The 24,310-nt window shown below is 38.4% G+C and carries 21 protein-coding genes, 1 tRNA gene and 4 pseudogenes; 24 read left to right on the top strand and 2 right to left on the bottom strand.

The genetic code is table 11. The annotated features are described in order from the left end of the window. Positions 1-186: 186 nt before the first annotated feature. Genes I2D69_RS14245 through I2D69_RS14235 form a run of 3 tightly spaced genes read left to right on the top strand, consistent with a single transcriptional unit; the run spans position 187 to position 2,662 of the window. Positions 187-588 (top strand): hypothetical protein, encoded by a 402-nt coding sequence (locus I2D69_RS14245; RefSeq protein ID WP_195380099.1) that lies wholly within the window; start codon positions 187-189, stop codon positions 586-588. Then, complete coding sequence (locus tag I2D69_RS14240) at positions 543-1,211, top strand: substrate-binding domain-containing protein (RefSeq protein WP_195380115.1); 669 nt, start codon at positions 543-545, stop codon at positions 1,209-1,211. The genes I2D69_RS14245 and I2D69_RS14240 overlap by 46 nt, the downstream gene beginning before the upstream one ends. Further along, a complete protein-coding gene (locus tag I2D69_RS14235) occupies positions 1,208-2,662 on the top strand; it encodes a GGDEF domain-containing protein (protein WP_195380098.1) in 1,455 nt (484 codons plus the stop codon). The genes I2D69_RS14240 and I2D69_RS14235 overlap by 4 nt, the downstream gene beginning before the upstream one ends. Positions 2,663-2,872: 210 nt before the next feature. On the opposite strand, the gene I2D69_RS14230 is transcribed toward I2D69_RS14235, so the two are convergent. Both I2D69_RS14230 and I2D69_RS14225 read right to left on the bottom strand, forming a co-directional pair. After that, a complete protein-coding gene (locus I2D69_RS14230) occupies positions 2,873-4,855 on the bottom strand; it encodes an alkyl sulfatase dimerization domain-containing protein (RefSeq protein WP_173716640.1) in 1,983 nt (660 codons plus the stop codon). A gap of 182 nt (positions 4,856-5,037) precedes the next feature. After that, positions 5,038-5,829 (bottom strand): LytTR family DNA-binding domain-containing protein, encoded by a 792-nt coding sequence (locus I2D69_RS14225; protein ID WP_195380097.1) that lies wholly within the window; start codon positions 5,827-5,829, stop codon positions 5,038-5,040. A 540-nt stretch (positions 5,830-6,369) separates the two neighbouring features. Between I2D69_RS14225 and I2D69_RS14220 the strand changes: the two genes are divergently transcribed. The 21 genes and pseudogenes from I2D69_RS14220 to I2D69_RS20230 form a co-directional block, all read left to right on the top strand. Beyond that, positions 6,370-6,443 (top strand) — tRNA-Arg (locus tag I2D69_RS14220). A 326-nt stretch (positions 6,444-6,769) separates the two neighbouring features. Then, positions 6,770-7,132 carry a ParB N-terminal domain-containing protein gene (locus I2D69_RS14215; RefSeq protein ID WP_334285888.1) on the top strand — a complete coding sequence of 121 codons (363 nt, stop codon included), beginning with the start codon at positions 6,770-6,772 and terminating at the stop codon, positions 7,130-7,132. Between the two features lie 140 nt (positions 7,133-7,272). Further along, on the top strand, positions 7,273-7,671 hold the full coding sequence (locus tag I2D69_RS14210) for a hypothetical protein (RefSeq protein WP_330594854.1): 399 nt from the start codon (positions 7,273-7,275) through the stop codon (positions 7,669-7,671). 135 nt (positions 7,672-7,806) lie between these two features. Continuing rightward, positions 7,807-8,010, top strand: a pseudogene (locus I2D69_RS14205) (linear amide C-N hydrolase); the annotation flags it as partial. A gap of 19 nt (positions 8,011-8,029) precedes the next feature. Further along, positions 8,030-8,710, top strand: coding sequence for a GTP pyrophosphokinase family protein (locus tag I2D69_RS14200; RefSeq protein WP_005347231.1), 681 nt, complete (start codon positions 8,030-8,032; stop codon positions 8,708-8,710). Between the two features lie 35 nt (positions 8,711-8,745). Then, positions 8,746-10,305 carry a cardiolipin synthase gene (gene cls, locus I2D69_RS14195; protein WP_173729234.1) on the top strand — a complete coding sequence of 520 codons (1,560 nt, stop codon included), beginning with the start codon at positions 8,746-8,748 and terminating at the stop codon, positions 10,303-10,305. 254 nt (positions 10,306-10,559) lie between these two features. Further along, positions 10,560-11,924, top strand: a complete 1,365-nt coding sequence (locus I2D69_RS14190; RefSeq protein ID WP_173735546.1) for a citrate/2-methylcitrate synthase — start codon at positions 10,560-10,562, stop codon at positions 11,922-11,924. Position 11,925: 1 nt separating this feature from the next. After that, complete coding sequence (locus I2D69_RS14185; protein ID WP_006858455.1) at positions 11,926-12,351, top strand: MarR family transcriptional regulator; 426 nt, start codon at positions 11,926-11,928, stop codon at positions 12,349-12,351. A gap of 175 nt (positions 12,352-12,526) precedes the next feature. Next, the gene (locus tag I2D69_RS14180; protein WP_195380096.1) at positions 12,527-13,960 is read left to right on the top strand and encodes a phospholipase D family protein; all 1,434 of its coding nucleotides are present in this window, start codon (positions 12,527-12,529) and stop codon (positions 13,958-13,960) included. Then, entirely contained in the window at positions 13,939-14,649 is a 711-nt protein-coding gene (locus I2D69_RS14175) for a response regulator transcription factor (protein ID WP_195380095.1), read from the top strand. Before I2D69_RS14180 ends, I2D69_RS14175 begins: the two co-directional genes overlap by 22 nt. Next, positions 14,649-15,692 (top strand): HAMP domain-containing sensor histidine kinase, encoded by a 1,044-nt coding sequence (locus I2D69_RS14170; RefSeq protein WP_005347239.1) that lies wholly within the window; start codon positions 14,649-14,651, stop codon positions 15,690-15,692. The genes I2D69_RS14175 and I2D69_RS14170 overlap by 1 nt, the downstream gene beginning before the upstream one ends. Positions 15,693-15,725: 33 nt before the next feature. Then, a complete protein-coding gene (locus I2D69_RS14165; protein ID WP_195380094.1) occupies positions 15,726-16,790 on the top strand; it encodes an FUSC family protein in 1,065 nt (354 codons plus the stop codon). Next, positions 16,780-17,352, top strand: a complete 573-nt coding sequence (locus I2D69_RS14160; RefSeq protein WP_005335451.1) for a CDP-alcohol phosphatidyltransferase family protein — start codon at positions 16,780-16,782, stop codon at positions 17,350-17,352. Before I2D69_RS14165 ends, I2D69_RS14160 begins: the two co-directional genes overlap by 11 nt. Before the next feature lie 57 nt (positions 17,353-17,409). Further along, positions 17,410-20,031, top strand: a pseudogene (locus I2D69_RS14155) (cation-translocating P-type ATPase). A gap of 20 nt (positions 20,032-20,051) precedes the next feature. Further along, on the top strand, positions 20,052-21,248 hold the full coding sequence (locus I2D69_RS14150; RefSeq protein ID WP_121056890.1) for an AI-2E family transporter: 1,197 nt from the start codon (positions 20,052-20,054) through the stop codon (positions 21,246-21,248). Positions 21,249-21,328: 80 nt separating this feature from the next. Continuing rightward, on the top strand, positions 21,329-22,201 hold the full coding sequence (locus I2D69_RS14145) for a DegV family protein (RefSeq protein ID WP_005360251.1): 873 nt from the start codon (positions 21,329-21,331) through the stop codon (positions 22,199-22,201). Positions 22,202-22,352: 151 nt separating this feature from the next. Next, positions 22,353-22,724, top strand: a complete 372-nt coding sequence (locus I2D69_RS14140; RefSeq protein WP_005360252.1) for a transposase — start codon at positions 22,353-22,355, stop codon at positions 22,722-22,724. Continuing rightward, the gene (locus I2D69_RS14135; protein ID WP_195380093.1) at positions 22,678-23,166 is read left to right on the top strand and encodes a hypothetical protein; all 489 of its coding nucleotides are present in this window, start codon (positions 22,678-22,680) and stop codon (positions 23,164-23,166) included. The genes I2D69_RS14140 and I2D69_RS14135 overlap by 47 nt, the downstream gene beginning before the upstream one ends. Continuing rightward, on the top strand, positions 23,123-24,001 hold the full coding sequence (locus tag I2D69_RS14130; RefSeq protein ID WP_195380114.1) for a transposase: 879 nt from the start codon (positions 23,123-23,125) through the stop codon (positions 23,999-24,001). The genes I2D69_RS14135 and I2D69_RS14130 overlap by 44 nt, the downstream gene beginning before the upstream one ends. Positions 24,002-24,008: 7 nt before the next feature. Further along, a pseudogene (locus I2D69_RS20235) lies at positions 24,009-24,194 on the top strand (transposase); the annotation flags it as partial. A 9-nt stretch (positions 24,195-24,203) separates the two neighbouring features. After that, positions 24,204-24,310 (top strand): annotated as a pseudogene (locus I2D69_RS20230) (CDP-alcohol phosphatidyltransferase family protein); the annotation flags it as partial.

Below are 24,310 nucleotides of genomic sequence, written 5' to 3'. Positions count from 1 at the left end.
CAGAAATCAGAAACGGAGGATGCAGACTGGGAATCGTGAAGAATAGACATTGACAGCCCTTATACATCAGGCATATAATATATCAGATATACACAAAAAATATATGCAAAAATGTAAAATATCTGGTAACTATTCAATATCTGCGCTGCAAGCGTTACAATTTGGAGTATAAGTACTGGGGAAAAAATGAGACGAACGAAAGCATATCGGTTGATTTTTGTGGGAGTGGCATCTGTTCTGCTGGGAGGCTGCTCGGGGAGTTCGAAGGCAAACATGGAGGAGGCAGCAGAGCAGCCCGCTGTGGTGGACTATACCTGTATTTCTAATCCGGAAAGCGATAAGCAAATATATGTTATTCTGAAAAATTATCATGGTGCTTACTGGGAAAAAGTAATAGATGGTATAACAGAAGCTGCAAAAAAACTGGATGAAGCGGTTTATCTTGGTGGAATTGATAACGAAACTGACATTTCCGGTCAGATTGACCTGATGAACCAGGCTATGGAGCAAGGCGCTGCCGGAGCCAGCAGGATTCCAATTCACTGGCAGACAGCTGTCAGAAGGTACGGGAAAAGGATATTCCGGTAGTACTTATTGATTCTTCGATTAACAGCAGCGAATTTGATGCCTGTTACATGACAGATAATATAGATGCCGGAGAAATGGCAGCGAAAGAAATGCTGGAGATGTTGTATGATGCAGGAAATTCACCGACAGACCCACTGGAAGTGGGAATCCAGTTGTCATCGGATACCTCCCAGGCAATGGTAAACCGTGTTTCCGGATTCCTGAATTTCTGGGCGGGCAATGCACCGGAGCAGTGGGAAATCGTTCAGGATATAAGAGTTAATGGCGGTGATACGAAAAAGGCACAATCGGATGCTTCTGCATTATTGAGAGAAAATGCAGATATAAAGGGCTTTTTCGGTTGTAATAACACATCTACTGTCGGCATCGTAAATACTCTTTTCGAAGAAGAAAGAACAGATGTGGTGCTGGTGGGTTTTGACCTGGCGGACGAAACGAAACAGATGCTTCAGAATCCGGAGTATCATGGAGTGACTGTGTTGCAGAAACAGGATCAGATGGGATATCTGGGAATGCTTTCCCTGAATTCTCTTATAAAGGGAGAAAAATCAGAGCAGAAGTATTTTGATACCGGAGTCATTATGGTTGATTCTGATTACCTTATGGAGAATGCTGTCTCATGAAAGATCGAAGAAAAAATAAAACAAAAAGAAAAGTCCTGCTGGCTTTGTATCTGGCAGTCTGCCTTGTCATTATCGTGGCGGCATACTTTCACCTGAGCAGAATTGCGCGGAATTTCAATACAGAGCATCTGGAGCTGATCACAGGCCTGTACGCGGAAAAGATGAATGATTCTATGGAATATCTTCAGAACTATGTACAGGAAGATATAAAGATGATCCGGTCTATGGAAAATGCCCAGCCGGAGGAAATCCTGGAACAGCTGGAGAAAAATCTTGACAAGACTGTTTTCGGTGATATTGGTTTTATTATGAATGATGGCGAAATTTATGGCAGCAGCAGCTGCGCTGTTTCCGATATCAAAAAGAAGAAGCTGGATGAGGCGGCGTTGGCTTCAGATACTTCTTTTAACTCGGATCCTTACCAGTCCAGCAGAACTGGAAATATGACCATGACTGTTTTTGTGCCAGTAGGGGATACTTCACTGGTTCATACACTTTATGTGTCGATTATGATCGAAAATCTCAGACAGCTGGGTGAGTATGAGCTTCTTCAGGGCAAGATCAACATTCATCTGTTAAAGGCCGATTCAGAAAATTTTATTACCTGTGTTAGTGACAATTCCGGCACGTCTGGCAGTTGGAACAATCTTTTGCTTCAGCAGAAGTATTTCCAGTATGATGCAGGTTATTCCTACAACCAGTGGATAAAGGACATGCGCTCCGGAAAGAAGGATGGGAGATTTTCCGCTATTATCAGAGGAGAGGAATCTACAATTTCCTATAGAAGTATTTCTGTTATGCCAGGCTGGTATGTGATCGTTGAACTGACAAATAAGAATATTTCTGATATTACCCAGCAGTTTTCCGCCTGGGGCGGAGTATATGGAAGTATTTTGGTAGGCTTCACGATACTGTACATGCTGACCCTTGTGCTGTTGGAGAAAAAAGATAAGAAAATATACATGGGATTGTCTACTACAGATCCTCTTACCGGAATTCTGAACCGCAGAGCTTTTCAGATTGCCGTGGAAGAAGAATTGCGTAAAAAAACGCCAGGCATCTTCATCTTTATTGATGTAGATAATTTTAAAATTTATAATGATACTTACGGTCATAACAATGGAGACTTCTGCCTGAAGCATTTTGCGAAAACTATGAAAAGCTGTTTCCCGGAGGATAGCATAATCGGCCGGTATGGCGGTGATGAATTTGTGGTTTACCTGAAGAATCTTACAGGGGAAATGGCGCGGACTTATATGGAAACGTTTCAGAGGATGATTTCCCAGCTTACACTGCCTACAGGAGAGGTTGTAGAGCTTTCAGCCAGCGCAGGCGGAGCTGCATTCCCGGAACAGGGAGAAGACGTTATGTCTCTTTGTAAAAGCGCAGATATGGCTTTGTATAAGGTGAAACAGAATGGGAAAGCTGATTTTAAAATGAAAGGAATGTAAATGAAAGGATCCCGGCAAGGTCGAGGCTTGTTAGCCTTCTACCTTGCGAGGGATCCTTTTTTACTTGATAAATGCATCCTGTGGAAATATTAATTCACGTTTGCCGGATCACTCTCTGTAATGGCTGGTGCCGTCCAGGTGTCCAGTGAATCCACATCCTACACGATTGGTATAGTTATTTACGAAAACATGTTTTTCTACATAAAAATTTTATGGCTCGATAATATTAAAATATTTATACTCTGAGGTAACCGTAACTGCATCCATCAATCGTGTCAGGCAGGTCTCATCACCCTCCTGCTGGATCAAAGCTGCAACATTTTCCGCGTTTTTCTGAATAATAGACAGCAGTCCGGCACGTTTGGTAGTCCATGTCACATCAGCATCCGCATCCTGTGTATCTTTCTGATAAAGAAGTACACCATTTTTCACACGGAGTACATAATTACCTTCTGGCAATATAAGATTTGCTGTAAACGTCAGATCCGGAACCTTCGTTGTATCTACAAGAATTCCCAGATAATCCAAAATCATTTCAGGTGTCATATGTAAAATAACATCACCGTTACCATTGCCTCGCGTTGCATCATCGGTATTTGTACCATTTCGCAGCTCCTGTGCCGCACAAAGGTAAGCACTGCGCCATGGACCGGATTCTGCCTGATACCCCAATTGTTCTAATGCATCTGCACAAAGATAACGTGCATCCATATTTTCCGGATCAGCAAAAACCAACGTATTGGTGATCTGGGCAACCCACTGATATTCTCCCTTTGCAAAATCTTCTTTTGCTTTTTCAAGAACCGCATCTGTGTCACCGAAATATTCTACCAGCTTTTGTGCATAATCCGATGGTGTAAGTTCCGCAAGATGGACTGGATTACCGTCATACCATCCCATGTATTTCTCATATACTGCCTTCGAATTATGAGAAACTGTGCCATAATACTGACGGGTATACCAGACTTTCTCCAACTCCTTGGGAAGCTGGATCATATTAGCAATCTCTGTCTCCGTATAACCTTCATTAATGTAAAGCAATGTCTGGTCGTTAATAAACTTATACACAGCTGCAGTATTGGTCATATATTCCTGAATAATATCCTTTCCCCAATGTGGCCAGTTATGAGACTGGAATACTACATCTGCCTGATCACCATAAAGTGCCAGAGATTCCATAATGTACTCTGCCCATGCGTTTCCGTCACGTACCTGGGCTCCGCGGAGTGTATACAGGTTGTGGAGTGTTCCTGTACAGTTTTCAGCCATCCACAAAGCATTTTTCGATCCAATCCAGAAGTTCATCTCTGCCGGTGCTTCGGTACCCGGAGTAAGCTGAAATTCAATTTCCACTCCATCAATAGTATGCTTCTCACCGGTTTCTGTGATTTCAAGTGTAGGAGAAATATAACTTGTACTGCCCCTGGACTGCCCCATGCCGATACCAATGGCAAGAGCTCCTGTTTCACTGGCCTCAAGCATGGTTCCATACTGATAGCTTGCTCTGCGCCCCATGGCAGTACCTGCATAAATATTCTCGCTGACAGCATGCTTCTCAAAGCCCTCCGGTGCAATTACCTGCACATCACCGGATTGTACATCTTCTTCTGAAATAATTCCCCTGACTCCACCGAAATGATCAACATGGGAATGGCTGTAAATCACTGCCTTTACAGGAAAAGTGCCTAGATTCTCTTCCACCAGCGAAAAAGCCGCTGCCGCACATTCCATGCTCATCAGTGGATCTACTACAATCCATCCCGTATCACCTTTTATGAAGGTGATATTTGACATATCATAGCCACGCACCTGATAGATTCCATCGGTTACTTCAAAAAGACCATAAATATGATTCAGCTGTGTATCTCTCCAAAGACTTGGATTCGCTGTATCCGGAGCGTCCTGATCCAGAAAAGCATATGCCGTCTGACTCCATACAAGCTTCCCGTTCTCATCATAAATATCCAGAGTATCCGGAGACGCAATCAGACCTTTTGTAGCATTTTCAAACTCCTCAGTATCCTCGAAATCCAGCAATGCATAAACTTCCTGATTTGCATCAATGGTATACTGGGTGGCTGGTTTGCTTTCTGCTGTTAATTCTGATGCGGCAATTGCGGTGGAACTGCCACAGACAGCCATAGTAAGTGCCAATGCAGCGGTAGTCAAAGTAACTGCTTTTTTTCTTTTCATGATACGTTTTCCCCCTTGTTCTGCAAAAAATTCAGATATTTTCTGCTGTAAATCTTAATTGCTTGCAAAAAACAATATCTAATAAAAATATAGCATGAATGTATCAGGGGAACAATCGAATTATAGCAAAATAACATTTCTATTGCGGTAAATCAACCTAATAAGCGGTAAAACGACATTTGTTATTTAGAGGAATTACTTTTCATGGAAACTTCAACCAATCTGACCAGATGATTTTTTTCACTTATAGATTTCATTTTGTCTGCATTAAACAAAATGCATCCACAGTGTCCCGGAAATGTAGGAAAACATATAATTTTCAGATTCGTATCTATTTCAGGACTATAATCCATGATTTCCAGCGTTTCACCATACAAGGTGGCACGTTCATAAACATGAAGCCATTTCGCATCCATATTGGAAAAAAGACTGGAAAAGGAACTTCCGATCATCTTGTCTAAGGGCTGCTTTTCTAGGGCAGCCAGCGCTTCGTTCCCATAGCGGAAGATCCAGTCCACTGCCTTTTTTTCTTCATTGAATACCATTTCTATATCCGTGAATGCAAAAGGGAGAGCATCACATATTTTATAATATTTGCGATACTCTTCTGCTGTCAGCGGCAGCTTTTTTTTACTGATTTTTGCAATTATAAGCTCCTGATTTTTCTGCAGTTCTTCTCTGAGCACCCTTTTTTTACGTTTTGTATAGCAAATCTTCTCACCATTAGACAGCAAAATCCTGTCTCCAATATCACTGATTGCAGACACAGCTACCATACAGCCGCGTTTTACCTCCATAAATTCTTCATTCAACTGTTTCTTTAATTCTTTCAGTGTCATTCGGCAACAATAAACGTTTCCATCAAACATGTGAATCCTGCAATAATCATCGGACATGATCACATAGAGAATATCTGAACATCGGATCGCAATCTTCGTGCGATTGAAGGTTACTGTAATAAATTCCTGCTGCATGGCTGAGGTCTCCTTCTGGTAATTAAAAATCTATTTGAAAAATATAACTTTTACTATTCTAGCACTGTGCCAAAGCTCTTACAAGTATACAGATGCCAACCGTATAGTGCATCAATTTATGTTTCAAAAGTGGTAACTGCTTCGTGATGCACATCTTGTAAAAAGCTTTTTGCAACATGCCCTGGCGAACAGTAACCATTGTAAGGAAGGAACAGAAGAAAAGTCTTGTAATTTGTGTGTAATTATAGTACAATTGAAGCTACAGATTTGTCCTGTTAGTTTAATGGATAGAACAAGTGCCTCCTAAGAGAAAGCCGAGGCATTCCCCAAAGGGAAAAAATGAAAAACAACTTTCAGTTCGAATCTATTCTGAAAAATGCCAAAGGTGACAACAAAGCATTCCCAAAATTGGGGAACGTTCTAATGTTACCGAATCGAAAAAATCTGTAGATTGACAACTCGAAAAAGAGTTGATAATCTTATATATGGCCGAAGGGAAAAATCCCAGAAACCCAGTAAAATCAAGGGTTTGCGGCATGTGTCGTCATAGCTCAGCTGGATAGAGCACTCGCCTCCTAAGCGAGGGGTCGGAGGTTCAAATCCTCTTGGCGACGGGCTTCAAAGCGTTCGAAAATGTTAGCTGGATTAGCTGACAACGAACGCTTTTGTTATTTTCTAATCACGTTCGTGACACAAAATTCCATTCAAAATGATTAATTTCCAGCTAACACAATCCGATTTTTGTTAGCTGACAGCTAATCAAAATTACCGTTTTGCAAACATGGGTTTTAAGAAGTCCAGCTAACATTTGGGTTCCGCTCCGTTGTCACCCCTTATTCGGGGATGCAAATCAGAGAAAAGGCGGGAAAAGAAACAATCTCTCCCAAACCTGCAAACATGAATTAGCTGAAACAGTATTCAATTCTATTAGCTACAGCTAATGGTCAAACAGCAATGTCTGTTTGGAACTTTACTATTTATAAAAGTTCCAGGCAGGCATTTTTTAGTTCCTGAATCCTGGAGGAAAGGAGTCAAGATGGCTGAGCCAAACAGACAATCAGGAGAAAACGAAGAAAGAATCATAGAAATTGAGATTGAGCGTCTTCGTCCATTCAAAGAGCATCCGTTTCAAGTGAAAGATGATAAGGAAATGTTTCTTCTGCAGGAAAGCATTGAGAAGTATGGCATTTTAAATCCGCTGATCGTCAGACCGGTACCAGATGGATACTATGAGATCATATCCGGTCACAGAAGAAAACATGCTGCGGAGAAACTAGGATACCGTAAAGTACCGGTACCATGATTGGGTACAGGTTGCATTCCTGTTTTCGCTGAGTGTTATTCTGTATCTGATCCTGTTTGCAGGAGTGTTCGTAGATACTGTACTGGACATGACAAGAGAATGTATTATTGATTTTATTATATCGTGAGGAGGATATGAAAATGAGCGAAAACAATGATTATATTCAGCTACCACCACTTAAAAAAGACACACCAGCCGATGTGGTAGCATTTATGTGGGAATACATGAAAGTACCGGAGGATTCAAGAGAAAAAGTTAAGAATCTGCTTAAAGATGCAAATGAAAATGGAGTAAAAATAAGTCATCAGGCACCAACACTGTATGATGTTGTTCCGAAAGAAGAAATTGCTGAATTTGAAGAGCTTATGCGCCAAACCATAGCTGACATTGTATCAGAAGCCAGTAGCGTTGCCTGTTGGGTGTATGTGCAGAAATATGTGAAGCACAAAACCCTAAACGAAATGCTGCAAGAATTGCCAGACGTAAGTCAATTCATCCTAGCTATGGATACCTGGTTTGAAAAACTGATGGAGAAATAATCTAGGAAAATAGTTTAAAGTTTACATGTTATGATCATGTATGAAGTTGGAACAAAATAAAAGAATTGTGCTATAATATTGTTCAAGAAAAAAACTCATTGACATATTTCAATCTATTTAGGAGGATAAACGATCATGTGTACAGCAGCAACTTATAAAACAAAAGATTTTTACTTTGGACGAACCCTCGATTATGAATTCTCTTATGGTGATTAGATAGTAATTACACCACGTAATTATGCGTTTAATTTTCGCCATGTTGGCGATATGAAAAATCATTATGCAATTATTGGAATGGCTCATGTTGCAGAAGATTATCCTTTGTATTATGATGCTATGAGGTAGAAAGGAAAGTTCCATGACAAAAGATGAAGTAAAAAAACTCAGGATGAACAGTCCGGAATCACTACAGTTTTTAAATAATGCTACAAAATTTTATAATTTAATGATGATGTATCGTTGTGCTATTCGGGAGATACAAACTAAACTTGAGGTTTTGGATGATGAATTTTCAGTTGAGAACAATCGAAATCCTATTTCTTTTATAAAAACAAGAATTAAGAAGCCCAATAGTATTTACGATAAACTGCAGAAGATGGGATATGAATTTACAACAGAAAATATACAGACATATCTCAATGATGTAGCAGGCGTTCGAATAGTTTGTGCGTTTATTGACGATATTTATATGATATCAGATTTGATTACCCAACAGGATGATATTAAAGTTATTGAAATAAAAGATTATATAAAAAATCCAAAATCGAATGGTTATCGAAGCTATCATATGATTGTTGAAATACCAGTATTTTTTGCTAAGGGTAAAACACCTATGCGTGTAGAATTACAGATTCGAACCAATGGTATGGATTTCTGGGCAACATTGGAACATCAACTTCGCTATAAAAAAGGAATTGAAGAAATGCCTGGCTATGATGAGATAAGTGAAGAATTACTTCATTCTGCAAGAGCTATCATTGAAGCAGATAATGAAATGCAGAGAATAAAAGACAAAATTGGTATGTTCCACGAAATTTAGGGAGAAAACTGAGCAAGTAGGAAGGTAGAATATATATGAAACAAGATACTTTAGAGGGCAAAGCAAAAACAAAAAATGGGGTAAAACGGCTGTGTTTTTCCATAATCTGCATTCTTCTGGAAGTGATTTTTATTATTACTATCGTAACACGATTGAATGAATATGCAGAAATCATAAATTTATTTACAAGGATTTTGAGTGGGATCTTGGTTTTGGGATTGTACGCATCAAATAAGACATCCTCTATGAAAATGCCTTGGGTCATCTTAATTCTAATTTTCCCAATTATGGGTGTAGGCCTGTATTTGTTGATTGGTTTGAATGGTGGCACACATAAAATGCGTGAGCGATATGCAGAAATTGATAGCAAATTGTTACCAATGCTTCCAGACAGTCAGGAGTGTTTGAGCAAAATAAAAGAAACAATTCCGAAAGCAGGAAATATAGCAAGTTACATACAAAGAAATTCGCAGTATCCAATCTATCAGAATACGGATATTGTGTATTTTGATGAAGCAGTGAAAGGATTAGAGGCACAGCTTAAGGATTTGGAGAAAGCACAGAAGTTTATCTTTATGGAATATCATGCGATAGAAGACGCTGAAGCATGGCATAAGATTCAAGATGTTCTAGAAGAGCGAGTAAAAGCAGGTGTGGAAGTTAGAGTATTCTACGATGATATGGGTTCTATAGGCTTTATTAACACAGATTTTGTGAAAAAGATGGAGGCAATAGGAATTCATTGCCGTGTATTCAATCCGTTTATGCCAGGTTTAAATCTGTTTTTGAACAATCGTGATCATAGAAAAATAACAGTTATTGATGGAAAAGTCGGATTTACAGGTGGATATAATCTAGCAAACGAATATTTTAATTACACACACCCGTATGGACAGTGGAAAGATACAGGTATTCGTTTAGAAGGAGATGCTGTTCAGTCGCTTACGGTGACATTTTTGGAAATGTGGAATGCAGTAAGTGATAAGGCTGCTAAGGATTCTGATTTTAGTAAATACCTTTTCCACTATGATTATGCGGCACAGCAAACTGGGTTTGTTCAACCTTATGCAGACAGCCCTATGGATAATGAGCAAGTAGGAGAAGAAGTTTATATCAGTATGATAAATAAAGCTGAAAAATATTGTTGGTTTATGACTCCATATCTAATCATAACAGATGAAATGACGCATGCGTTATGTCTGGCTGCTAAGCGAGGGGTAGACGTAAGAATTATCACACCTGGTATCCCTGATAAAAAATTCATTTATAATATAACTCGTTCTTTTTATCATGGATTAGTTAAACATGGTGTTCGTGTTTATGAGTGGACTCCTGGTTTCTGTCATGCAAAAATGAGTGTGGCAGATGACTGTATGGCAACTTGTGGAACAATTAATCTGGATTATCGAAGTTTATATCACCATTTTGAAAACGGCTGTTTTATGGCAGATTGTCAGGCAGTTGTGGAAATAAAAAATGATCTGATAAGAACGATGGGAGAATGTCGTGATGTGACAGACCAATATCAAACCGGACGAAGTGCATATTTGCGACTGGGACAATTATTTATGAGATTATTTGCTGGATTGCTATAAGAATCTGATGAAACGACCTTTCAAAAAACAGTTGATTTAGAAGTTAACTGTTTTTGAAAGGCCGTTTTTGCTATATCTAACAGTCTGTTGTACAAAGAAGATTTTGCATGGATGAAAAAATAAACCTTGTTGAGGTTCAATTGAGTTTTCCATTGTATTGTATTGCTAATGAATAAGAATAAGAAAAAGAACAGACAATGCTGAATGCTCTGGAAACAAGAATATCTGAGTATAGTATGTAAGTTCGTAACAGAATGAAAGGAGCGATTCAAATGAGCAATTTGGAAAATTATATGAAACAGCAAGCAATTTTTTGTGAACAAAATGATAGTATTAGTAAGAATCTGTATTCAGAGTATGGTGTAAAAAGAGGCTTACGAGATGAAAAAGGGCAAGGTGTGTTGACGGGGCTTACAAATATTTCTGATATAAAAGCTTTTGAATATCGTGATGGAGTAAAGAGTCCATGTGATGGCGAGTTATCTTATCGTGGTTATAATATAAAAGATTTAGTAACAGGAAGTAAAGGAAAAAGGTTTGTCTTTGAAGAAGGAGCATATCTTCTTTTATTCGGAGAATTGCCAACTGATACACAGTTAATGGAATTTCAGGGAAGACTATCTGATTGTATGGAACTACCGACTAACTTTACCAGAGATGTCATTATGAAAGCACCTACATCAGATATTATGGGTTCTATGACTCGAAGTATTCTTACATTGGGCTCTTACGATAAGGAGAAAGAAAGTCTTGAAATTCCGAATGTGCTAAGGCAGAGTATGCAGTTGATCGCAGCATTTCCTATGTTAGCAGTATATGCATACCATGCTTATTGTCATTATGAAAAAAACGAAAGTATGTATATTCATAGACCTGAAAAAGATTTATCTATTGCTGAAAATTTCCTGCGCCTATTAAGACCAGATACAAAATTCACAGAACTGGAAGCAAGAGTACTGGATATAGCATTATTGTTACATATGGAACATGGTGGTGGTAATAATTCTACATTCACTACACGGGTAGTAACATCTTCAGGTTCAGATACTTATTCTGTTATTTCAGCAGCAATGTCATCCTTAAAAGGAAAAAAACATGGCGGTGCAAATCTGATGGTAATGAATATGATGGATGATATTAAAAGTCATGTGAAAGATTATGAAGACGAAGAGGAAATTACATCATATCTGAGTAAGATTTTGAAGAAAGAGGCGTTTGATCAGAAAGGACTTATTTATGGAATGGGACATGCTGTATATTCTATTTCAGATCCGAGAGAAAGGGTGTTCAAAGGCTTTGTAGAACAACTCGCAAGGGATAAAGGACGTGAGAAAGATATGACCCTTTATAACAATATTGAGAAGATTGCACCTAAGTTGATTGCAAAGCAGCGTCAGATATTCAAAGGAGTAAGTCCTAATATAGATTTCTATAGTGGTTTTGTGTATGACATGTTGAATATTCCAAGAGAATTGTACACGCCATTATTTGCGATAGCAAGAATTGCTGGTTGGAGTGCACATCGCCTGGAAGAATTGATAACTACAGATAAGATCATTCGCCCGGCATATAAGAGTCTAGTCAGCAAAAAAGAATATATAGAAAGAGAGGAACGATAATATGGGAGCAGGAACCAGTGCAGAGGAGTTTTTTTTAAAGAGCATCAATGTTGAAAGCATATTTGAATTTGTCGAAAGAACAGATTATTTGTTCCTTTATAGTATAAAGGAATGTGTTGAAAAATCAGACTGTCATGAAGGAGTATATCTTTCAGAAGTGGCGGAATACATGAAATTATCGATTCCAGAAACATCTAAGATGGTAAAAAGTCTTGAAAATAAAGGATATATTATCTGGAAATTAGATGAAAAAAAGGAAAGAACGTACCTTGTTTTGACGAACAAGGCAATTGAATTAAGCAATTGTCAGAAAGAAAAAATGATAGAAGCTTATGAAAAAATCATATCAAATATACAAGAAGATGACCTGGCAGTTACACGGTGTACATTGAGAAAAATCCGACAGCTTATGGAAGAAATAAAATAGTGATTAATACAACGGAGTAAGAAAATCTCCTTCATATATTAGAATAAAAATATGACTGTTTCTTTAAAAAGAAGCCTGTCATATTTTTTTATGAAAAATAAATTTTGTTGAGGTTAAATTGAGATTGACTTTGTATTGTATAAGTATGAAATAAAAAGGAATCAGGTGATGTACAATGAAAAAGCATAAAATATGTAAAATCCTTCTTGTTATACTGGCAATTTTTTTATGTGTGGCTTTTTATGAATTGCTCGGAATCTGCGTTGCATATAAAAAGCAGCCGGAAGTGTCAAATACAACCAAAAAAGAAACAAAAAATGGGTCATGGAACGAATGCAGTGAAAATACAGAACGGGCAGTAATCATAGAAAAGAATCCAGAAGCGCTTTTACAAAGAGTGCGTTTGATCAAGAATGCCAAAAAGGAAATTATTCTTTCTACTTTTGCATTTCAATCCGATGAAAGTGGAAAATTGATTTTAGGAGCACTGCATGATGCGGCAGACAGAGGTGTACATATTCGTCTGTTAGTAGATGGAATGGAGAGCTGGATTGATATGGAAGGAAATCCGTATTTCTATGGATTATCTTCCCATGAGAATGTTGAAATTAAACTGTATAATAAGGCCAATCCGTTGAAACCATGGAAGATGATGGGTAGAATGCATGATAAATATTTGATTGCAGATGGAAAGAGATATATTCTTGGGGGAAGAAATACATACAATTATTTCCTGGGTGATTTTCCGGGACATAAGAACTATGACAGAGACGTGTTAGTGGTTTGCGATGAACCTGAGAAAGAAAATTCAGTTAACCAGTTGTCAGAGTATTTTGAAACCATATGGAATCAGGAAGACAGTGGTTATTTTCATGACAATAAAAAACTGGCAAATAGAAAATCTGTAAAGAACGCAGTTTTAGAGCTGCAGAACGGCTATCAGAAATATTTTGAAGAGAATAAGGAAAGAATCTGCGATACCGATTACACGGACGAAACTTTTGAGACAGAAAAGATTGCATTAGTGTCAAATCCTATTCACACAGGTTCCAAAGAACCAGTAGTGTGGTATCAGTTGGGAGAATTGATGAAAAATGCAAAAAATCGTGTGAAGATCCACACGCCATATATTATCTGTAATGATATGATGTATAATACATGGGAGGAGATTGCAGAGAACGTTTCAGATTTTTCTATCATGACAAATTCAGTTGCGAATAATGGGAATCCATTTGGAGCTGCCGATTATGCGAAAAACAGAAATAGAATCTTAAGTACAGGAATTAATATCTGGGAATATGAAGGCGGTTATTCATACCACGGAAAAAGTATTCTGATTGACGATGATCTGTCTGTAATCGGTTCCTTTAATATGGACATGAGAAGTGCATATCTGGATACGGAACTGATGCTTGTAATTCGCAGTAAAGATATTAATAAACAGTTGGAAGAGGGCATGATGGAATATGAAAGAGTGTCCCGCCAGGTATTGGAAGATGGAACCTATCGTGATCCATATCATGTAGAGCCAATCGAATTAACAAAGAAACGTCAGAGAAAAATATTTTTGGTACAGCATCTGCTTGGATGGGCAAGGTATCTGTTTTAATAAGGAGGAAGGAAAACGTGTTTCAAATATTGATTGTAGAAGATGATAAAGAATTAAGCCAGCTATTCCAAAAAGTGCTTGAGAAAAATGGATATCAAGTCAAAAGTGCATCGGATGGAGCACAGGCATTAGAAGTATTGGATAAGGAATATATTGATCTGATCATTTCTGATATTATGATGCCGGTTATGGATGGCTATGAACTGGTGTCAGAACTTCGTTCAGCAGGATATCAGATACCAGTGCTTATGATCACTGCGAAAGGTTCCTTTGATGATATGCGCCAGGGATTTCTTTCGGGAAGTGACGATTATATGGTAAAACCGGTAAATGTGAATGAAATGGTTTTAAGAGTCGGAGCACTGCTTCGCCGTGCACAGATACTGAATGAACACAAAATTGTGATCGGTTCAACAGAGTTTGATTATGATGCAATGACGGTTACAACTGATAAGGAAAGTCTTGTTTTGCCTAAAAAAGAATTCCTGCTTTTATATAAGCTTGCAGCTTCGCCAGGCAGAACATTTACAAAACAACAGTTGATGGATGAAGTATGGGGATACGAGACGGAGGCAGACCCACATACGATAGAGGTACATATAGGAAGAATCAGAGAGCGTTTTAAAGATAACCCTGATTTTAAAATCGTAACAATGCGTGGAATTGGATACAAGGTGGTGAAAAAATAATGGAACAAAAGAAAGAAAAAGGATTGCGGATCCGATCCTGTCTGACTGGTGCAATCTGGCTGGCACTTGTATTTTCAACAGTCATATCTGCTTTATTATTTGCTTTTTTGAATCATTTTTTTAATCTGCCGGGCAGCATACCTGTGCTTGGCTGGCTTTTGATTTTCAATACATTGATTGCAGGGCTGATCACTTCCTTTATCAATGCAAAGTTACTGGAACCAATTACCAGACTTAGTAAAGCAATGAAGGAAGTTTCTCAGGGAGATTTTGAACAGCATTTGGAAACGAACAGCCGTATAGCAGAAGTTGGAGAATCTTATCAAAGTTTTAACGTTATGACAAAAGAACTTCGTGCAACAGAGGTGCTGCAGATGGATTTTGTATCTAATGTTTCTCATGAGTTTAAGACCCCGATTAATGCCATTGAAGGATATACAATGCTGCTTCAGGGAGAAGAACTGTCTCCGGATCAAGAGGAATATGTAGAAAAAATCTTATTTAACACCCAAAGACTTTCCGGATTGGTTGGTAATATTTTGCTGTTATCCAAGTTAGAGAATCAGAATATACCAATGAAAAAAACAGAATATCGTCTGGATGAACAGATCCGCCAGGCATTTCTTTCATTGGAAACAAAATGGACAGAAAAAGAAATTGGTTTTCAGGTAGAATTGGAGGAAGTTAAATATACTGGGAATGAAGGACTTTTTATGCATATCTGGATAAATCTTTTGGATAATGCGATTAAGTTCAGCCCTTCAAAGGGGACAATTACGATGTTTCTGAAACAAGAACAGGATTCTGTTAAGTTCATTCTGGAAGATGAAGGACCCGGAATAGAGGATGATGTAAAATCCAGAATATTTGACAAGTTCTATCAGGTAGATGGATCTCATAAAGCAGAAGGAAATGGCCTAGGTCTTGCACTTGTAAAACGGATTGTAGATAGTGCCGGAGGAACAATCAAAGCAGAAAACCGTGAATATGGTGGATGCAGATTTGTTATAGAGCTGCCAAAGCAGAAAGATGAGATTATATAGTTTTAAGATAAATTAGAAGATGGGAGGATTTATATGACATTTTATCAGGAGTTGCAGTTAAATCAGGCAGGTTCTAAAAACCTGTTGAAAAAGAGTGAAACACGAAAAGAAAAATTATATCATATGTGGGTATATCTGGTGAAGATAGCTGTTACAATGGCATTTTGTTTTTTCTTTGTTAGTATTTTCAGCATCCTATTTGGAAATGAGAACAGCATTGTAGGTGTAGTAGTCTTATTATGTCTCATGGTGTTTAGAAATGCGGATCTGGGGATCCACACCGGACAATCTACGATGCTTTTGGCTTTGTTCTTTGTAATTATGACTGTATGTCCGCATTTAGCAAATCAGTTTTCACCGGTATTGGGAATGCTGTTAAATATTGCGGCACTGGCTGTGTTGATTCTGTTCGGATGCCATAATCCATTCATGTTTAATCAATCTACATTGGTTCTTGGGTATCTGCTGCTATATGGTTATGATGTTACGGGAAAAAGCTATCAGATGCGATTAGTCGGAATGACTTTAGGTGCAGCACTTACCTGCTTCGTATTTTATCGAAATCATAAAAACAGAACTTATAAAAGAAATCTGAAAGATCTGATACAAGAATTTGATATCACTTCTTCCAGAACAAAATGGCAGATATGTCAGATTTTATGCGTACCGATTGTCCTTTGCATTGCAGAACTTTGTAATATGCCACGTGCAATGTGGGCTGGTATTGCGGCCATGTCCGCGATTTTGCCGTTTATGGAAGATATGCACTACAGAGTCCGTAAAAGGATTGTCGGAAATATTGCAGGTGTTATATGTTTTACAGTATTATATTTTCTGCTTCCTTCGTCAATCTATGCATATATAGGAATTCTTGGTGGAATCGGTGTAGGATTTTCAGCACAATATGGCTGGCAGGCAGTATTTAACACATTTGGTGCTTTAGCCATTGCTGCAGAGACTTATGGACTACAAGGAGCGGTTAGTCTTAGAGTGATTCAAAATGTTTTTGGTGTTGTGTTTGCTTTAGCATTTTGTGTTATATTTTATTGGTTTATGTCTAAAAAAAAGGAAAGTGATGTGACCGTACATGCAGAGTGAAGTGAATCAGGAAGAAAATTTGAATAGAATTATTACGGTTCCTAATCTTCTTTCTTTTTTTCGGCTTTGTCTGATTCCGGTAATTATATGGAGTTATTGTGTAAAGAAAAATCCTCTGTTAGCTGGTGAAATCTTATTGCTGTCTGGTCTTACGGATCTTGCTGATGGATATATCGCAAGAAGATTCCATAGGATTAGTAATTTAGGAAAAATACTTGATCCGGTGGCTGATAAGCTGACACAGGCAGCGATGTTAATCTGTCTGTTTACTCGTTTTCCGCATGTGCTTCTTTTAATCGTAATAATGGCAGGTAAGGAGCTGTATATGGTAGTCAGTGGATGTCTTGTGATACGAAAGACAGGAAAAGTACATGGTGCAGACTGGCATGGAAAGATAGTAACCTTTTTATTATATGGAACTGCAGCGGTGCATATTATATGGTTCCACATTACACCTATGGTATCAGATCTGTTGATTGGTTTGTGCGCTATAATGATGGTCATATCGGTCGCTCTGTATATTATCCAGAATACCAGGACTCTTAAGGGAGAGACTGTATAAGCAATTTTATATTGCAATGACTAGAAAAATATTTAGGAGAACGAGGAGGCGGAAGTGATGAAGGAAATTTATCAGCAGACGGTAGAAGAGGTTCTTGAAAGGGTGAATGGCAAGAAATCTGGGCTTACGAGTGAACAGGTGAAAAGATCCAGAGAAAAGTGTGGGTGAAATGAACTTACAGAAGGAAAGAAGAAAGGTATCCTGCAGATTTTCTTTGAACAGTATAAGGATTTTCTTGTACTGATTCTAATTGCATCAGCAATCATATCTGGTATGCTTGGAGATGTGGAAAGTGCGGCAGTTATCGTGACGGTTATTACGATCAATGCAATCTTGGGAACAATACAGACGGTAAAAGCAGAACAATCTCTGCAGAGTTTAAAGAATCTTTCTGGCCCGGAGGCAAAAGTATTGCGTGATGGTACAGTCGTTCAAATTCCGGCAAGAGAACTGGTTGTTGGAGATGTGATACTGCTTGAAGCAGGAGATATGATTCCGGCTGATGGAAGACTGATTGAAAATGCAAGTCTTTAGATTGATGAGAGTGCTCTTACAGGAGAAAGTCTTGCAGTTGAGAAAAACATGGATACAATATTGACGGAAGCGCCACTTGGTGATCGGACAAATATGTTATTTTCCGGTAGTTTTGTAACGTATGGGCGTGGGAAAGCTGTTGTAACGGATATAGGAATGCAGACAGAAGTCGGAAAGATTGCAGGACTTTTGAAGTCAACTTCGGAAAAACAGACACCACTTCAGGTGAGTTTGGAAGTCTTTGGAAAGAAGCTTTCTATTATGATTCTGGTATTTTGCGGACTCTTATTTGCAATAAATGTGTTCCGCGGTGAAAAGATCAGCAGTGCATTTATGTTTGCAGTAGCACTTGCAGTAGCAGCAATTCCTGAAGCGCTAAGTTCTATCGTGACAATTGTACTTTCTTTCGGAACACAGAAGATGGCAAAAGAGCATGCAATCATTCGTAAACTACAGGCGGTAGAAGGACTTGGAAGTGTTTCTATTATTTGTTCGGATAAGACAGGAACGCTCACACAGAATAAAATGACGGTTGAAGATTATTATATAGATGGAAAAAGAATTTCAGCAGAGGCAATTGATATATCAGATCAGGCACAAAAATGTCTTTTAAATTACAGTATTCTATGTAATGATTCGACAAATGAAAATGGAGTAGAAATTGGAGATCCAACAGAAACAGCATTGATTAATCTTGGAAGTCGATATGGGATAGAGGCGGCAAGCGTAAGAAAGCTTTATCCAAGAAATGGAGAACTGCCATTTGACAGTGATCGAAAGATGATGTCAACACTTCACCTGATAGATGGTAAAAATCAAATGATTGTAAAAGGTGCAGTCGACAAGCTCCTGGAACGTACAGAGCAAATCTGGACGAAAGAGGGAATTCGAAAAATTACTGAGGAAGATAAAGAAAAAATACAACGTCAAAATCAGGAATTTTCGATGGAAGGTTTAAGAGTATTGGCTTTTACCTATCGTGAAATTCCTAAGAATCACACATTAACGATACAAGATGAGGATCACTTAGTATTTCTTGGTTTGATTGCGATGATGGATCCTCCGAGAGAAGAATCAAAAGCTGCGGTAGCGGAATGTATAAAAGCGGGAATTCGACCGGTTATGATCACCGGAGATCATAAAATTACAGCAGCAGCAATTGCAAAGAGAGTTGGAATATTACATGATTTATCGGAAGCCTGTGAAGGGGCAGATATAGAAAATATGAGTGACGAGGAACTCAAAGAATTTGTCTCAAATATTTCTGTGTATGCAAGAGTGTCACCGGAACATAAAATTCGCATTGTTCGGGCATGGCAGGAAAGAGGAATGATTGTGGCAATGACAGGAGACGGTGTCAATGATGCACCGGCATTAAAGCAGGCAGATATTGGTGTTGCAATGGGAATGACCGGAACGGAAGTTGCGAAAGATGCAGCAGCGATGGTACTTACAGATGATAACTTTGCAACAATCGTAAAAGCAGTGGAAAATGGACGAAACTTATATCAGAATATCAAGTATGCGATACAGTTTCTTTTGTCAGGAAATTTCGGAGCAATTTTAACCGTTCTTTGTTCATCGGTTGCAGGACTTCCGGTGCCATTTGCACCAGTACATTTACTCTTTATTAATCTTTTGACGGATAGTCTTCCGGCAATTGCGTTAGGCTTAGAGCCGGATAGAAGTGAAGTGATGAGTGAAAAACCGAGATTGGCAGATGAGTCGATATTGACAAAAGATTTTCTTAGCAAAATCGGTCTGGAAGGTTTGGTAATTGGAGCAATGACAATGATCAGTTTTTTGACAGGATACAACCAGAATGGTACATTGCTTGGAAGCACGTATGCTTTTGGAACTCTTTGTCTGGCACGTTTGTTTCATGGATATAATTGCAAATCAGATCATCCGGTCATTTTTACAAAAGGTCTCTTTCATAACAAGTGGCTTCAGGGAGCATTTGTGTTAGGTGCAGTACTCATTACAACAGTACTGACGGTTCCTGGTTTCCATAACTTATTTAAAGTGGAAACGTTGAATCTGATGCAGCTTGGATGTGTATATTTATATGCTTTTGCAAGCCTTCTGATTATTCAATTACTTAAGTGTATACGTATGAAACTAAGAAAAAGAGGGGAAAGATAGTGGACTTAAGTAGATGTTCTATGAAAAAAATTCGAGAACTGATTGTGTTTACGGCATTTCTTGTAGTTGCTTTGTGGAAATTCGATGTGGTGATTGAAGTGCTGAAGTCAATATGGAAAATTGTGTTTCCTTTTGCGCTTGGTGGTGTAATTGCCTTTGTGATTAATGAACCAATGAGTTTCCTGGAAAAGAAAATGCTCGGAAAGATAAAAGAAAACAATAAAATAGGAAAAAAGGCTGCGAGACCGATAAGCCTGCTTCTTACAATTATATTGGCAGCAGGTGTAATGGTATTGGTAATGTTTGGTGTGATTCCACAGCTTACGCAGACTATGGGAAATCTGATGACGAGTATTTCAGATTTTATTCCACAGATGCAAAACTGGATTCGAGAATTTTCACATGATAATCAGGATATTATGAAATTGGTAGATCAGCTGCAGTTTCAGCCTGATCAGGCAATTAAATGGGGAATAAGTCTTCTTGGAAACGGAGTCGGAAATATGATGAATACGACGATGTCAGCAGTAGGTTCCATTGCCAGTGGATTAGCGACCTTTTTTATTTCGTTTTCCTTTGCATGCTATATTCTTTTTCAGAAGGAAAAATTACATTTACAGGTAAGAAAAGTGATTTTCGCTTTTATTCCAAAACAAAAAGCAGATGCAATTCTTAACATATGTTCGCTGACATATCGGACATTTGCAAATTTTCTTGCAGGGCAGTGTCTGGAAGCAGTAATTCTCGGAATGATGTTTGTTATCACGCTAAGTATTTTAAAAATGCCATATGCACTTTTAATTGGAATTTTGATCGCGTTTACCGCATTGGTTCCTATCTTTGGAGCCTTTATTGGCTGTGCCGTGGGAAGTTTTCTGATCTTTATGGTAAATCCAAAACAGGCAGTTTTATTTATTATAGTTTTTCTGCTTTTGCAGCAGATAGAAGGTAATCTGATCTATCCTCATGTGGTTGGCGGATCAGTAGGACTTCCATCAATTTGGGTACTGGCGGCAGTTACAATCGGCGGAAATCTTATGGGAATTATAGGTATGCTGATTTTCATTCCACTTGTATCGGTATTTTATACTATATTCCGGGAGTTCGTATATCTGCGCCTAAAAAAACAACATATAAAACGAGTAACGAGAACGGATGTGGAAGAGTATGCGGAGGAGGAAATTGCGTCATCCTTTATTGTGCCGAATGAAAAATAATGATTTGATACAAATATAAATGAAGTGTAATGCCGATTATTAAGACGTTATAAAAATAGATTACAAAGGAAGAAGATATTATGAAGAAAATAGGAATCATGACAGACAGCCACAGTGGAATTTTGAGCGAAGAAGCGCAGAGACTCGGAATTAAGGTACTACCGATGCCCTTTTATATCGGAGAGAAAGTGTATCGTGAAGGAGTAGATCTTTCCAGAGATGAATTTTATGATATGCTTCGAAAGGGCGTAGATGTATCTACATCTCAGCCGTCACCAACAGAAGTTATGGATATGTGGAAAGAGATGCTGAAAGAATATGAGGAGATTGTTTATATTCCTCTTAGTAGTGCTTTAAGTGGGTCCTGTATGACAGCAGAAGCCATGGCAAATGAAGATGAATTTGCCGGTAAGGTGTTTGTCGTAGATAACGGTCGTGTGGCAACCCCGATGCATCGTTCTGTTCTTGATGCAGTAGAAATGGCAGAAGAAGGATACAGTGTAGTCGAAATCAAGAAAATTCTTGAAGAAACCAGAGAAAAAATGACAATTTATATCGGGCTCAGCACACTGAAATATCTCAAAAAAGGAGGAAGAGTCAGCTCTGTGACAGCTTTGGCAGCAGATGTCCTGAATATCAAACCTGTTATGCATTTCAGCACAGGAAAGCTTGATATCTACCAGAAATGCCGTGGTATGAAGAAATCACGTAAAGTTATGATCGATGCAATGAAGCATGAGCTGGAAACGAATTTCCGAGAAGAATATGCTGCGGGTAAAGTGTACCTGATGGCGGCGTCCAGCAGTACCGATGAAGTGACAGAAGAATGGGTAAACCAGATTAAAGAAAGTTTCCCGGGAATGGAAGTCATGTGTGATAAACTTTCCTTCGGTTTGTCCTGTCATATCGGTCCGGATGGACTGGGAATCGGATGCACCTGTAAGCCAGTGTAAAAAACTGCTCCGGAGAAGATAAAATAAAAGATTAGGGTGTCAAAAGGTTTATAGCCTTTGATATAAATTTGTACCTTGAAAACTTAACACGATATGTAAAAACATTGGATTCTTTGGTAAAATGTAGGTAGCATTTTATGAGGTGATCTATATGTCTTTTGTTAAAAATGATAATCAACAGCTTACTGTTTTAGACAGTACTTTTAATCTTACAGAACGCGAAAAACGAATGTTAGAAAAATCATGGGCAAATACTTTTGCAGACAAAGTTTTTCCTGCTATTGATGAAAATATTTTTTCTGTTCTTTACAGTAAAAAAGCATCCAGACCTAATACTCCGGTCAATGTGATTGTTGGGGCACTGATTCTTAAAGAAGCTCTTAATGTTACTGACGATGAGATCGTTGAAGCTATGGCATTTGATATCCGCTATCAGTATGCACTGCACACAACCAGTTTTGAAGAGCAGCCAATTAGTGACAGAACCCTCAGCAGGTTTAGAGCAAGAGGAAACAGAGCATGATGTTGATCTTATTCATGAATGTGTTGTAAAAATGGCAAAAGAAATATCTGATTTTATGGATATCGCTCCGGATAAACAACGTATGGACAGTTTAATGGTTGCTGCAAATATCAGAAACCTCTCATTGCTTGAATTGTTTTATACTTGTGTTGCTAATCTTTGCAAAATAATGGATGAGCGTGGAACAAAAATTCCGGATGAACAATATCATTATATTAAAAAAGATGATTATAATAAATGCATTTATCACAAGCGGGATATGGATGCAACTGAGAGAAACGTTGTTGTGATGAAAGATGCAGATATCTTGATAAAGATTTGTGATTCAACCGGTGATTTTGATGATACAAGTGAATATCAGCTTCTTATTCGCCTATTAAAGGAACGCACAATCATTGATGATGGTGGCTCAAGGCGGCTTCGACAAAAAAGAGGAAGTTGAAAATCCTTCAGAAGTATTGCTTAATCCTTCTGATCCAGAAGTCACTTTCCGCTATAAAGCAGGTGGCAGACATCTTGGATACGTTGGAAACGTAGTTGAAGCTGTCGGAGAAAAAAGCAGTCTGATCATTGTCTACGATTACCAGCAAAATACCTACGCAGATAATCAGTTTATGAAAGATTATCTTAATGAGAAAAAAGATTTTTCTGATGGTTCTTTTATTGTTGCCGATGGGGCATACAGCGGAGAAGAGAACTCACGTTTAGCATCTGAACATAATCTAAAACTTGTTACAACCAATTTCACAGGACGCAAACCAGATGAAATATATGCTGATTTTGTTTTTACTGATGATGGAAAATATCTCATCAAATGTAAGAATAATCGTGTACCTGAAGACTGTATCTATGATCCAGGCAATGAGCGTTCCGTTGCGTATTTTCGGATAAGTGACTGCGAAGGATGTCCTTACAAAGAACGGTGTCAGTCGCGTTTTCTAAAAACACGAGTCCGAAAGGAAGTATCTTGGAAATCCGTTGGTCGTGCAAAACAATTACAGTACATGCAGACGGAAGAATTTTCTGAATATGCAAAATTTAGAAATGGAGTAGAAGCAATTCCCTCTCTTCTTCGTCGAAGATATCATGTGGACAAGATACCTGTGCATGGCAAAAAACGTACCCGGTTATTCTTCGGATTTAAAATAGCAGCATTAGATTTTCAAAAGCTATTAGATTATAAAAAAGCATTATATTTTCCAAAAAGCTGGTCGATAGAATCCAGGAGGCCTGCAAGATCTCCAATTAGTTTCGTGGCTGAAAGAAACAGATTGTGAGATGGCTGCCATGGAAAGTACGGGCTCTTATTGGAAACCTGTATATAATATATTTGAAGAAGAACAGATACCGATCATGGTTGTGAATGCGCAGCATATCAAAGGAGTTACTGGACGTAAGACGGATGTAAAAGATGCAGAGTGGATTGCCGATCTGGTACGCCATGGATTAGTAAAAGCAAGTTACATACCAAATAGGGATATTATATGGTTCCAAATTACACCGATGGTATCAGATCTGTTGATTGGTTTGTGCGCTATAATGATGGTCATATCGGTCGCTCTGTATATTATCCAGAATACCAGGAC

It is taken from the genome of Ruminococcus sp. D54t1_190329_F1, assembly GCF_015551645.1.
Lineage (GTDB): Bacteria > Bacillota > Clostridia > Lachnospirales > Lachnospiraceae > Blautia_A > Blautia_A faecis.
Note: the sequence above shows the minus strand (reverse complement) of the source record. Positions and strands in the feature narration are given on the sequence as shown.